Source organism: Streptomyces sp. R-07 (assembly GCF_049913175.1).
Lineage (GTDB): Bacteria > Actinomycetota > Actinomycetes > Streptomycetales > Streptomycetaceae > Streptomyces.
The window spans coordinates 8,373,047-8,385,394 of the sequence record NZ_CP183978.1 but is presented as its reverse complement, the minus strand read 5'-3'; the positions used below and the strand labels follow the sequence as shown (position 1 = coordinate 8,385,394).

Annotated in this window: 8 protein-coding genes and 1 pseudogene; 3 read left to right on the top strand and 6 right to left on the bottom strand. The window is 72.0% G+C overall.

Annotated features, from left to right (window positions below; all coding sequences use genetic code 11):
* Window positions 1–291: 291 nt before the first annotated feature.
* The 3 genes and pseudogenes from ACN9M0_RS38245 to ACN9M0_RS38235 all read right to left on the bottom strand — a co-directional run.
* Window positions 292–546, bottom strand: a pseudogene (locus tag ACN9M0_RS38245) (ATP-binding protein); the annotation flags it as partial.
* A 233-nt stretch (window positions 547–779) separates the two neighbouring features.
* Window positions 780–1,208 carry a nuclear transport factor 2 family protein gene (locus ACN9M0_RS38240; protein ID WP_426405150.1) on the bottom strand — a complete coding sequence of 143 codons (429 nt, stop codon included), beginning with the start codon at window positions 1,206–1,208 and terminating at the stop codon, window positions 780–782.
* Complete coding sequence (locus ACN9M0_RS38235) at window positions 1,205–2,326, bottom strand: M24 family metallopeptidase (protein WP_366039815.1); 1,122 nt, start codon at window positions 2,324–2,326, stop codon at window positions 1,205–1,207. The genes ACN9M0_RS38240 and ACN9M0_RS38235 overlap by 4 nt, the downstream gene beginning before the upstream one ends.
* Window positions 2,327–2,470: 144 nt before the next feature.
* Here ACN9M0_RS38235 and ACN9M0_RS38230 point away from each other — a divergent pair, with 144 nt between their 5' ends.
* Together ACN9M0_RS38230 and ACN9M0_RS38225 are read left to right on the top strand one after the other, a co-directional pair.
* The gene (locus ACN9M0_RS38230; protein WP_426405149.1) at window positions 2,471–4,513 is read left to right on the top strand and encodes a hydantoinase/oxoprolinase family protein; all 2,043 of its coding nucleotides are present in this window, start codon (window positions 2,471–2,473) and stop codon (window positions 4,511–4,513) included.
* Window positions 4,510–6,195, top strand: a complete 1,686-nt coding sequence (locus ACN9M0_RS38225) for a hydantoinase B/oxoprolinase family protein (protein WP_366039813.1) — start codon at window positions 4,510–4,512, stop codon at window positions 6,193–6,195. The genes ACN9M0_RS38230 and ACN9M0_RS38225 overlap by 4 nt, the downstream gene beginning before the upstream one ends.
* A gap of 54 nt (window positions 6,196–6,249) precedes the next feature.
* On the opposite strand, the gene ACN9M0_RS38220 is transcribed toward ACN9M0_RS38225, so the two are convergent.
* The 3 genes from ACN9M0_RS38220 to ACN9M0_RS38210 are packed head-to-tail and all read right to left on the bottom strand — an operon-like array spanning window position 6,250 to window position 10,291.
* Window positions 6,250–7,809 (bottom strand): PucR family transcriptional regulator, encoded by a 1,560-nt coding sequence (locus tag ACN9M0_RS38220; protein ID WP_366039812.1) that lies wholly within the window; start codon window positions 7,807–7,809, stop codon window positions 6,250–6,252.
* On the bottom strand, window positions 7,806–8,930 hold the full coding sequence (locus ACN9M0_RS38215; RefSeq protein WP_366039810.1) for a DUF917 domain-containing protein: 1,125 nt from the start codon (window positions 8,928–8,930) through the stop codon (window positions 7,806–7,808). Before ACN9M0_RS38215 ends, ACN9M0_RS38220 begins: the two co-directional genes overlap by 4 nt.
* Window positions 8,927–10,291: a hydantoinase/oxoprolinase family protein gene (locus ACN9M0_RS38210; protein ID WP_426405148.1), complete on the bottom strand. Its 1,365-nt coding sequence runs from the start codon at window positions 10,289–10,291 to the stop codon at window positions 8,927–8,929. The genes ACN9M0_RS38215 and ACN9M0_RS38210 overlap by 4 nt, the downstream gene beginning before the upstream one ends.
* A gap of 599 nt (window positions 10,292–10,890) precedes the next feature.
* On the opposite strand from ACN9M0_RS38210, the gene ACN9M0_RS38205 reads away from it, so the two are divergent.
* On the top strand, window positions 10,891–12,255 hold the full coding sequence (locus ACN9M0_RS38205) for an MFS transporter (protein ID WP_366039808.1): 1,365 nt from the start codon (window positions 10,891–10,893) through the stop codon (window positions 12,253–12,255).
* Window positions 12,256–12,348 lie beyond the last annotated feature (93 nt).

The following is a 12,348-nucleotide window of genomic DNA, read 5'->3' as shown; positions in this document are numbered from 1 at the left end:
GGGGGCGTTCGTCGCCGCGCGGTTCACGGCAGGGGCGCCTTCGTGGACCAGCACCCGACCAAGGGCTCCCCCGGTCTGGATCCGACAGTGTTCGGCATCGTCTCGCGCGCCGGCATCCCGCTCACCGGCTCTTCGCCAGGGCTACTGCCGGGGCCCAGGCCAGCAGGGAGGCGGCGTCAGGTCCGCTTTGTCCGTCGACCGGTGGGGCCGGCCGCTTACGCCCAGGTCGCCTCTGCCAGTACGTGCCCCCGCCGGACCGAGCCGTTTTGCCGTTGCGGGCTGTCAGGGCGCTCACGATGTCGAGCCCTCTTCCGCGCTCGTCCGAGAGGGTGTCTCCGGTCGGCCGGGGCCGGGGCCGCTGTCAGCCACGGCGCCCCTGAGACTGCCTCCTCGTGGGGCGAAGGACAGTTCCAGTGCCACGGCGAGGGGAAGCGCGTGCACCATCGCGTTGGTGACCAGCTCGGAGACCACCGGGAGGATGTCGTCGACGGAGTCCTGCGGCACATGCCGCTCCACCAGCAGCGCGCGGATGCGAGCGCAGGCGGGGGAGGTGCTCCGGTCCGCCGGTCACCGACCATACGAGCCGGCCGTCCGCGGCCGCCACGAAGGTACGAGGCTTTCGGCGTCGCAGGTGAATTCGGTCGGGACGGGTGGCCGTGTGGGGGGCATGGCTGCGCCTCCGGACAGGGGCTGGGTCGTGGTGGTGTGTGGCTCATTGGGGATGTGCGTGCGCCCCAGAGTTCCTGGATCCGGCTGTGGGGGCGAGGCCGGTTCGGGTGTCAGCCGGCGTGCCCGCCGGTCTGCACGACGTCCTCGTGGAGGTGGAGGATGCGCCAGCGCCCCGAGGCGCGGATCAGTACGGCAGTGTTCCGCACCGTTTCCGGCACGAGCGACCGCCCTTGACTGTCGGGGCGGAACGTCACGATCAGCCAGTACCGGACGAGGGCGAGCTCACCGAAGACGTCGATGACCGGGCGGACGGCTTCCACCGATTCCTCCACCGGGCCTTCTCCTGGAGCCGGGCGGGCACGGCGGACCTCGTCCAGTTCCGCCTTCCCTCGGATCAGGTCCGGCCGGGCGGAGTCGAAAATGGTGGCAGCGGGGTCGAGGAACGTGTCGACGGCCTCCGGTTGTCCTGCCATGTAGGCGTCGTACATGCCGGTGAGGCAGGCCCAGAGCTCGTCGCGCTCGTGCGACGCCGCGGTCATCGGACCACCGCCAGGTCGCGCGGGCTGTGGTTCAGGCGTCGTGCGCCGTCCTCGGTGCAGACGACGATGTCCTCGATCCGTACGCCGAATCGGCCCGGCAGGTAGATTCCGGGTTCGATCGAGAAGCACATTCCCGGCTCCAACGGCTGCTTCTCACCCGCCACGAGGTACGGCGGTTCGTGCGTGGTGACGCCGATGCCGTGCCCGGTGCGGTGGATGAAGTACTGCCCCCAGCCGGCCTCCTCGATGACGGTGCGCGCCGCCCGGTCGACGGCCTCGCACGTCACACCGGGGTTCACCGCCTCGAATGCGGCCTGCTGCGCGGCCAGCACCACGGCGTGCACCTCTTTTTCGAGGGCGCCCGGTTCTCCCACGTGCACGGTGCGGCTGATGTCCGAGCCGTATCCGGCGACGAGCCCGCCGAAGTCGAGCACCACGGTGTCACCGGTCCGTATGAGACGCTCGCCCGCCTCGTGGTGGGGGTTCGCCCCGTTGGGTCCCGAGCCGACGAGGGTGAAGTCGACCCGGCCGTGTCCGTGCCGGGTCAGCAGCCGGGCGAGATCCTCCGCCACGTCCGACTCCCGTCGGCCGGCGAACCGCACCTGGAGGATGTCGGTGTAGGCCGCGTCGGCGGCGGCTCCGGCAGCCGCGAGCCGTCCCGTCTCGTGCTCCTCCTTGACCGCTCGGAGCATGGGAAGGACGTCACCCGTCGCCACGAGCCGGACGCCCGTCGCCGCGCCTTGGAGTCCCAGTACGTGCAGGGCCCAGGCCTCGTCGGACACGGCGTACCGCCCCGGCCTCAGCAGACCGGCGGCGGCCTCGTGGGGGTTCTCGCCGTCCTGCCAGGCCACCATGCGCACTGCGGCCGCCGCCGGGGCGGCCTCCGCGTCGGCCCGTTCCAGGAGGGGGACCAGCAGTCGGGGCGTCTCCCCGGTGCTCAGGGCGAGCGTCGTCAGACGCTCGGTCGGCGGCGGGAGGTATCCCGTCAGCCAGGTGAGATCGGGGCCGGGCAGTACGACGAGCCCGGAGAGCCCCGCCGCCTCCGCCGCCGCGGTCGCCCTCGCCATGCGTGCCGCGTACACGTCGCTCCCGAAGGCCGTTTCGTTGGGTTCGCTCATGTCTCGAATGATCGGCATGCACCCGCGGAGCCGGCTGTGCGCCGTGCACTGCCGCACGCGCCGGGAGGGTGCGAGACGCACACGACGCGTCGACGCCGCGTGGCTAGCGTCCCTGCCAGTTCCTGTGAGAAGCCGGGAGGCACAATGACTTTTCGAGTGGCCATGGACATCGGTGGAACGTTCACCGATGTCGTCGCCTATGACGAAGACCGCGGCACTTTCCATGCCTCGAAGGCACCGACCACACCAGGTGATCTGGCAGAGGGCGTGTTCTCCGCGCTTTCGCTTGAGGTCGATTCCCCGCAGCGCATCTCCTTCTTCGTGCACGGCACGACCCAGGGACTCAATGCGCTCCTTGAGCGCAAGGGTGCGAAGGTGCTGCTCCTGACGACCGCCGGTATGCGCGACGTCCTGCACATCGCCCGCGGCAACCGGAACGACATGTTCGAGTTGCACTACCGCAAGCCCACGCCGCTCGTGGACCGGTCCGCGACCGTGGAAGCGGCCGGCCGCCTGGACTGGCGCGGCACCGAGGTCGAGCCGCTGGACGAGGACGCCGTGCGGCAGGCCGCCCGGAAGGCGCGTGCCGAGGGCTACGACGTCGTCGCGGTCTGCTTCCTGTTCGCCCACGTCAACCCGGAACACGAACTGCGGTCGGGCGCCATCCTGGCCGAGGAGCTCGGAGAGAACACCATGGTGGTCCTCTCCCACCAGGTCGCCCGGGAATGGCGCGAGTACGAGCGCACGTCCACCACGGTGCTGGAGGCCTACACCGGCCCGGTCGTACGCCGCTACCTGAGCCACATCGAGGAGCGGTTCGCCGAACGGGGCCTGACCGTCCCCGTACAGGTCATGCAGTCCTCGGGCGGCATCGTCAACGCCGCCTTCGCCCGGCGCAGTCCCCTGCACACGCTGCTGTCCGGACCGGTCGGCGGCACGATGGGCGCGGCCGCCGTGACCGCGACGCTGGGGCGTCGCAACGCGGTGTGCGTCGACATGGGCGGCACGTCGTTCGACGTGTCCCTCGTCCTCGACGGACGCCCGGACATCTCCAGCGAGGGCACGGCCGACGGTTTCCCCGTCCTGATGCCCCTGGTCAACCTGCACACCATCGGCGCGGGCGGCGGCTCCATCGCGTACTCGGAGGCCGGCGGCCTTCGGGTCGGTCCGGAGTCGGCGGGCGCCACGCCCGGCCCGGCCTGCTACGGACGCGGCGGTACGCAGCCGACCGTGACGGACGCCAACGCCGTCCTGGGGCGGGTCGACCCCGAGTGGTTCGCGGGCGGCCGGATGACGCTCGACGTCGACGCGGCGCGGCGCGCGGTGGGCAAGCTCGCTGACGAGCTGGCCATGAGCGCGACCGAACTCGCCGACGGGATCTGCGACGTCGCCAACGCCAAAATGGCGCAGGCGATCCGTACGCTCACCGTCGAGCACGGTCTCGAACCGCGTGAGTTCACCATGCTCGCCTTCGGTGGTGCCGGTCCCCTGCACGCCGTGGCCATCGCCCGCGAACTGGGGATCGGCGAAGTGGTCATTCCCCGTATGCCCGGTGCCTTCTCCGCCTGGGGGATGCTCGGCACCGACGTGCGTCGCGATCTGTCGCGCCAGTTCTTCGTCTCCGGCGCGGCGCTCGACGGTGCGGCGATGTCCGGTGCGCTGGCCGAGCTGGCGCGGGAGGCACTGGCGGAGCTCGCCGACCAGGGCGTTCCGGCCGCGGACTGCCGTGTCGAGCACAGCGTCGACATGCGCTACGAGGGCCAGGACTACACGCTGCCCGTGCCTCTGTCCGGATCGGACGAGCCGCTCGGCGAGGGATTCGCCGCCGAGATCGCCGAGCGTTTCGCGCAGCTGCACGAGGCCCGCTACGGCCACGCCACTCCGCACGCGCCCGTGGAGTTCGTGACGCTGCGCACCACGGGGCTGGGTGGGCTGTCCCGGATCGCGCCCGGCCCGTACCCGACCGAGGCGGCCCCCTCCCGGGACGCCTCGATCCGCCAGGTCGTCTTCGACGGCCAGGTGCATGAGACGGCCATCCTGCGCCGTGAGCACCTTCCCGCCGGCCACCGGCTCGCCGGACCCGCCGTCGTGGTGGAGGACACCTCCACCACGGTCCTGCCCCCCGGCTCCTCCGCACTGGTGGACGCGAACGGATTCCTCGTCATCACGGTTGGAGCATCGGCATGAGCGCCATCGACCCGGTCACCACGGAAATCATCCGCTGCGCCCTGCTGCAGGCCGCCGAGGACATGAACACCACCCTGATCCGCTCGTCCTACACACCGACGATCTACGAGGCCAAGGACTGCGCGGTCGCCCTGCTCGACCACGAGCACAACGTCCTGGGTCAGTCCTCCGGCCTGCCGATCTTCCTGGGCAATCTGGAGGAGTGCACTCGGGCCACCGAGCGCGTCCACGGCCGTGACGTGTGGCAGCCGGGCGACGTATGGGTCCTCAACGACTCCTACATCGGTGGCACCCACCTCAACGACGTCACCGTGTACGCGCCGATCTTCTCCGAGCCCGCGGAGCCCGACGAGGCACCCGCGCTGATCGGGTTCGCCGCCTCCCGGGCGCACTGGATCGACATGGGCTCCAAGGACCCGGGCGGGTCGATGGACTCCACCTCCATCTACCAGGAGGGCCTGCGTCTGGGACCGATCAAGATCTACGAGGACGGTGAGCCCTGCGATCAGGTGCACTCCCTGATCGCGCGCAATGTGCGGTTCCCCGAACCGACGCTGGGCGACATGCGTGCCCAGGTCGCATGTGCTCGTACCGGCGCACAGCGACTGACCGAGATCGTCGGACGCTGGGGCCTGGAGACCGTGCTGGCGGCACGGGACGCCGTGTTCGCCCAGACCGAGCAGATGGAGCGGCAACGGATCGCGGTCCTGCCGGACGGTGTCTACGAGGCGAGTGGCTGTCTCGACAACGACGGGATCGACCTGAGCACCCCGCTGCCGGTGACCGTGCGGGTGACCGTCTCCGGTGATCGCATGGCCGTCGACCTGACCGACTGCGCCGAACAGGCCACCGGCCCGGTCAACTGCGGCGCGGCGCAGACCGTGGCGGCCTGCCGCGTCGCGTACAAACTGCTGGTCAGCGGCGACGTCCCGCTGAACGGCGGCTCGTTCAAGCCGCTGGACGTCGTCACCAGGCCCGGAACCATGGTGGCTGCGGTCGAACCCGCTGCCTGCCAGTACTACTACTCCCATCTCGGTCTGATCATCGATCTCGTCGTCAAGGCCCTCGCTGCCGCGCTGCCCGACAAGGCGGCGGCCGCGAGCTACGGCGATTCCATGATCGTTCAGTTCACCGGGACAGACCCGCGAAGCGGCCGCCCGTTCGTCTCCCAGGAGGCCACGGTCGGCGGATGGGGGGCTTGGCGCACCGACGACGGCGAGAGCTGCCTGATCAACAACGTCAACGGATCGCTGCGGGACATGCCCGTCGAAGTCCTGGAGACGCTCTTCCCCGTCCGCGTCACCCAGTACGCCATCCGGCCCGACTCCGGGGGCCCGGGCCGCACCCGGGGCGGCAACGGCGTCATCCGCGAATACCGCTTCGAGGCCGATCAGAAGCTCTCGCTGTGGTGGGAACGCTCCACCACCCCGGCCTGGGGTCTGTTCGACGGCGCCGACGGCGCTCCTCCGCTCGTACGGCTCAACCCCGGAACGCCGCGCCAGCGCACCCTGCTGAAGGCCAACGCGGTCGACGTACGGGCAGGGGACGTCCTGCGCTGCGAGAGCGGCGGGGGCGGCGGCTTCGGTCCCGCGGCCGAGCGTCCGCGCGCGGCGGTCGTCGAGGACGTCCGCGAGGGCCTGGTCAGCGACGACTGGGCGCGCACCGCGTACGGCCTCGTCTGACCTCGCCCGCAGGAGGCCGCTCCCCCGCGCCCACGAGGGGAGCGGGCCTTGCGCTCAGTGCGGGGGCGTGCCGAGCACGTGGCAGGCCAGATGCAGTGCGAGGCGCTGCTGCGGATCGTCGATGTCGTAGCCCAGCGCGCGGATCCTGTCCATGCGGGCCGCGACCGTGTTGCGGTGCACACCCAGGCGCACCGCCGCGGCGGACGGCGCCGCTCCGGTGTCCAGGACGGCCGTGAGCGTCTGCCGCAGGCTCCCGTCGGGATCGACGGCGAGCAGCCGTGCCATGACCGCCTCGGCGGTGCCGCGCAGTTGCGCGGCCGGTACCGCGGCCAGCATCTGCGCGGGACCCAGCTGATCGGCCCGGACGACGGTGCCCGCGCCTGCCGCCGCCGCGACCTGCGCGGCGGCGTCCGCCGATTCCAGCAACGGCGTCAGCTCGGCGAGGTCCCCTCCCGGACCGGCGACGGCCGCGGCCAGCGGCGCGTAGCCGGCCAGCACCGTCACGACCTTCCGCACGTCCTTGACCGCCTGGCGCAGGCGTGATTCCTCCTCCGCCCTGGTCTCCTCGCCCTCGGTCCCCTCGTCCCCGGGCTGCCGGGCCGGGGTACGGGGCCCCTGCCACGCCACCCACGTGTCGTCGTGGACGACGAGCGGCCCGTGGCCGCGCGACGGCCACACGGCGCGCAGTGCCGCGTCGATGTCGCTGCGGTCGGTGTCGGATTCACCGGCCTGCCGGATCGCGAAGGCGACGAGCGGACCGGAGACCGGCCACCCCAGGGCGACCGCTTCGGCGCGCAGGGCGGGGTCCGGTGCGCCGTCGGCGAGAAGGCGGCGCAGCAGTGCTCCGGCGAAGCGGCTGTCGCGGTCCGCCAACAGGCGTCGCTCGGCCGCCCAGGCGGTCAGAGGGGCCACGGCGAGCCTCAGGACGTCCTCGACGGTCCCTGGCCAGCCCGGTGCGTCCCCTCGCACGGTCGCCACCAGGCGTCCCAGGACACGGCGGTCCGGGCCGGGGACCTCGACGGTCACCCTGGTCACCGGGGGCGGTGAGGAACGGTCCTTCGAGGCGTCGAGTGCCGCACGGCGGCCGGCGAGCAGGTTGCCCGCGCCGTCGGTCAGCGCCACGGTGGTGGCGGAGAGCACCGCGTGGAGCGTGGAGAGCACGGCGTCCGCGCGCGGGCCCGCGTCGGCCAGTTCCTGCGCGGCACGAGCCAGCAGCGCCGTACGACCGGCTTCCGGGCGCGCGACGGCGGAAGCGATCCGTACGGCGGCGGCCAGCGTGTCCTCGGAGGTCAGGAGCAGAGGGACGGCCAGCCGTTCGGCGAGCGTTCCCACCGACTCCTCGTCGGTCGCGAGGTCCGGCACGACGACACAGGCGGCCGCGTGTTCCCACGCCTTGCGGAGCGCCATCTCCACCGTCCAGCCCGTACGGGCGACGGTCCCGGCGAGCACGACGGCGGTGTGCGGGCGCAGGGTGTCGAGGGCGTCGAGCTGGTCGACGATGCGGACGTCGTGAACCTCGCCGCCCGTGCCTGCGGCTCCGATGATGCGCACGCCGGGCAGCGGCCCGTGCGCCAGCTCGGCCACGGTCAGGGCGGCGGAAGCGGGGCGGTTCACCTTCGGGTACCTCTCGTGGGGCCGGCTGAACGAGCCGGACTCATCGGTGCCGGCACTACTCCCTCGGCCGCGAGAGCGAGGCCTTCCGGGGTGTGCCAGGCGGGGTGGGCGTCGATGGCGACGACCTCGACCTGAACGCCGGGGGCGAGATGCTCGACTCCCAGCACTCGCCGGTCGGCGGCTGACAGGGTGAGGATCTGGTCGGGAGACTCGGCGATGACGGCGCCGTCGGCCAGGACCAGCAGGATCTCGTTCTGGGCCTCCAGCCGGACATGACGGCGCAGTCCTTCGGTCTCGGTGACGACGACGCTGGTCCGGCGTGAGGGCAGGGCGCCCTGGCGGCCGGTGAACCCGGCCGGGCCTCTGGCAAGCGCATGCTCGGGGTGTTCGACGGCGGCGATCCGTCCCCGGCACAGGGCGCGCGGTCGCCAGGGGGCGAAGCGGGCCGCTCCGGTGGCGCGTCCCGCGGCCAGCAATCGGGTGAACGAACCGGGCACCGCGCCCCGCGCCACCGCGTCACCCGGCATGGGGTAGCAGACCACCAGCGCCCACCCTCCGGCCGCCATGACGAGCGGCCGCACGAGATTCTCGATGCGGGTGCCCGCGTGCTCGATGACGACGACGTCACCGGTGGAGGTCGTCATGGCCAACGGCAGCGGCGCATGGCCGTCCAGCGTGAACGTGGTCTGCTCAAGCAGGGGAAACACCCGGCCACAGGCATCGCCGTCCACGAGGGAGGTACCCGAGTCGGCCGCCGCTGCCGCCGCGAGCATCGCGTTCTCGGCCGCACTGTTCAGAGCGACGAGGGCGTCGGGCCGTCGCCCGGTGCAGCGGGTAAGGGCCTCGAGGGCGCTCGCGGCCTCCCGTCCGGACGGGAGCTGTTCGGCCAGGGCAGCCGAGGACCCGACGAGCGTCACGGTGGCACACGCCAGATCCGCCGGCAGCCGGGACGGTGCGAGGAGAGGGACGCGTCCCCGTTCCCGGACCGCTGCCCGGGCCCAGTCACGGGCGACGGCAAGGGCCGACTCCTCCGATCCTTCGGCCAGGACGGTCGATCCCTCGGCCAGCGCGTCGACGTCTTCGGCGTCCAGGTACGCGTCGCCCGGCGTCTGCGGTGTCATTCCGCCTCCTCGCCGGCGGTGCCGACCGCGCGGACACGGATGCGGTGGACGCCACCGGGCAGATACGACACCGGCGCGTGGGCGACGCTGCCGATACGGGCGCTGACGGGCTTCGCCCCGGCCGCGATCACTGCCGCCAGAGCTCTGCCGCTCACGGATTCCACAACGCGCTCCAGCTCTGTCCTGCCTGCGGCCACGGCGACCTGCGCCACCTCGGCGGCGATGTCGGAGGCCGCCGCCTCGTACGCCGCGGCGGTCTGCTGCTGCCAGGGTTCCAAGGTCGTCTCCGGCAGCATCCAGGCGGCACCGCCGGCGGCGATCACGGGGGCGCCGGGAGTCCGCTCCCTGACGCGAGCGACCAGGCGGCCGATGTCTTCGCGTGCCTGTCGCAGCAGCTCCGCAGGAACCGCGGCCGCGGAGCCGCCGCGGCTGTCGAAGGACAGCGTCTCGATCTCCGGGGCGTCCACTCCCAGCCGGATGCCACCCGGTCCCGAACGGCTGTCGCGGACCGTGATCTCGGAGTCGTCGACGGTCCCGCACCTGACGTGTTCCGCCGCCATGTCGAGGACGACGGCGCGCTGCGCCGCGGCGTAGCGGGCGGCGCCGCGCAGGACGGCGGCGGTCGTGGAGTCGCTCGCGATGACCGGGAAGCGGCGGAAGTACTCGGCCGACACCCGACCGCCGGTGTCACGGCCGAAGAACAGTGGGGCCGCGACCCCCACGGCGGCCAGGGAGCGGCGGGTCTCGTCCACGACGCGCGTGGCTTCGTCCCGAAGGGCCGCGTTGACGACCGTCGCGTTCTCGCGTTCCCGCAGCCCGATACGGCCGATGTCCCGGGAGAGACTGATACGGGCACCTGGGACCGTCTCGACGATGATCTCCGCCGCGGCCGCTTCGATCTCGGGACGGGTGACCGCCCCGGCCGCCGTCACCGCGAACGCGGTGACGCCCTGCTCAGCGGCTCGCGCGGCGAAACGAGCGACATCGTCACGTGCCAGGGGCTCCAGGTGCAGCCCGGTCAGCGAAGCACCTCCGTCGACGATCGCGACCACCGACCCCACGGCGGCGGCCAGGGCCTCGGGCCAGCCCGCCAAGGGCGCCAACGCGGGATGGCACGGAGGGGAGATCCGCAGGGCCGCCACACCGGCCAGACCGGTCGGGCGCGCGGACAGCTCCGCCGTCGTCACGCCCACGGCGGCCACCGAGCCCAGCAGCGGGCGCGGCAGGCCGACGAGCACCGCGTCCAGGCTGCTGGCGTAGGCGGCCCTGGTGGCGACGACAGCATGATCCGCGATCGTGCCGTCGGATCGGACGAGGACCGCCACGGTCGTACACCGGCCGACGTCGACTCCAAGCCTCACGCACTTCATGCTGGTCCCTCCGCCCGCGCCGTGCCACCCCGCTCCGACGGCCCCGCCGCCGTGCGGAGCCCCGGCGTCACCCGGCCCTCCCTGCTCGGCGGCGACCGGGGCGGGAGATCGGGCCCATGCTAGGGATCCGATGTCCGGCGGGGTCGTGCGCGACGCACGCCCCGCCAGGACCCGGCAGTGCCGCCGGCACTGCGCGTCGCGCGGGGCGTCCGGAGCAGCTTCCTGGCACACGGTGTTCTGGGGAGGTCTGTGACGGCACCGGCACCGCACCCTGTCCGGGTTACCCTGCAATCGCTGACGAAGGCGGTGACGGTCTTCTCTTGGTGGCCCGGCTCGGACACCTCCTGCGGGCAGAGGCAACCGCCCGCCCCCGAGGTCGCCTCGGTCCCACGGCTGTCGACCTCGGCACCGAGATACCGGGGCAGCCGTTCGAAGCGCGGGACGTTCTTGTCAGTGCCTGGTCTCTCCGCACGGTCACGACCGAGCCGACTGTGCGATCGGCACAGGTTGCCGACGAGCGGGTCTGTCTACTGTGCCGGTCAATCGCCGAGCCGGTTCGGCGTGATCGCCCATTGGGAGACGAGGTATTCATGGACGCAGTGTCCGCCAGAGCAGGTGGCCCGGGTGCGGAGACCGACGATGTCCGTCCGGTCGACGCTCCGCAGCAGGTCGGTGCGTTCTTCGAGCGGATGGCCTTCGGCCGTGTGCACGTCGGGATCATCGCAGCGCTGTTCATCGCCTTCGTGATCGAGTCCTGGGAGCAGCTGGCTCTCGTCTACATCTCCGACGACCTCGGCACCGCGTTCCACGTCGACAGCGGCCGGATCGGCTGGGCGCTGTCGGCCGTCGCGCTCGGCATGATCCCCGGCGCACTGGTCTGGGGCCCGGTCTCGGACCGGGTGGGCCGCCGGGGAGTGTGCGTCTGGAGCCTTGCCGGCTACGGCGTGGCAGCCATGCTCACGGCGTTCGCGCCGAACTTCGGCGTGCTGATGGCAGGACGTGTCCTCTCCGGCCTGGCGCTCGCCGGGGTGTACACGATGACGTTCCCCTACTTCCTGGAACTGATGCCGACGCGACTGCGCGGCAAGGCCGCCGTCTATCTCTCGATCGGCTGGCCGATCGGTGTGCTCGCGGCCGTGGGTGCGACGCAGGCGCTGCACGGGCTCGGCTGGCGTGTCGTGGTGATCGCGAGCGGGCTCGCGTGCCTCTGGGTCCTCGCGATCCGCGCCTGGGTGCCCGAGTCCCCCTACTGGCTCGTGGCGCAGGGCCGGCACGACGACGCCCGTCGCGTGCTGCTGCGACTGGGGGCACAGGTGCCCGACGGAACGAGGTTCGCCCACTCCGAGCACGAGGAGAAGGCCGGCAAGCCGCTGGAGCTCTTCCGCGGTGGACTGGCCCGCATCACCGTGCTGATGCTGGTGCTGAACTTCGCGTTCAACTGGGGCTACTGGGGCCTGCAGACCTGGCTGCCGACGCTGCTTCAGGAGAAGGGTCTCAGCCTGTCCAGCAGCCTGGGGTTCGTGGCCCTGAGCGCCCTGTTCATGATCCCCGGGTACGTGTCGGCCTCGCTGCTGACCGCGCGCTTCGGACGTAAGAAGGTCTTCCTGCCCTACGTCGCGGCCGCTGCCGTCGCGGGCGTCGCCTTCGCCTACTCGGGCACGCTGACCGAGCTCTACATCGCGAACTTCGCTCTCGCCTTCTTCAGCCTGGGCGCGTGGGGCGTCTGGAACACCTGGAACGGCGAGTTCTACCCGACCGCGCTGCGCGGCACCGGCTACTCGTGGGCGACCGCCGCCCAACTCGCCGCGACCACGTTCGCCCCCTCGGTTGTCGGCTTCCTGCTCGCGCGTGCCACCGGCTTCTCCAGCACGGTGCTCTTCATCACTGCTTTCCTGGTGGTGACGCTCCTGGTCGCGATCCCGCTGCCGGAGACGGAGGGGCGCGAGTTGGACTGAGCCCGGCCGAGAGACCACACCCCCCTCTTCCTTCCGGACCGTTGTCCGGGACGCGCTTTGGACCGCCGCTTCACGGGCGGGCCTCTGGGCGTC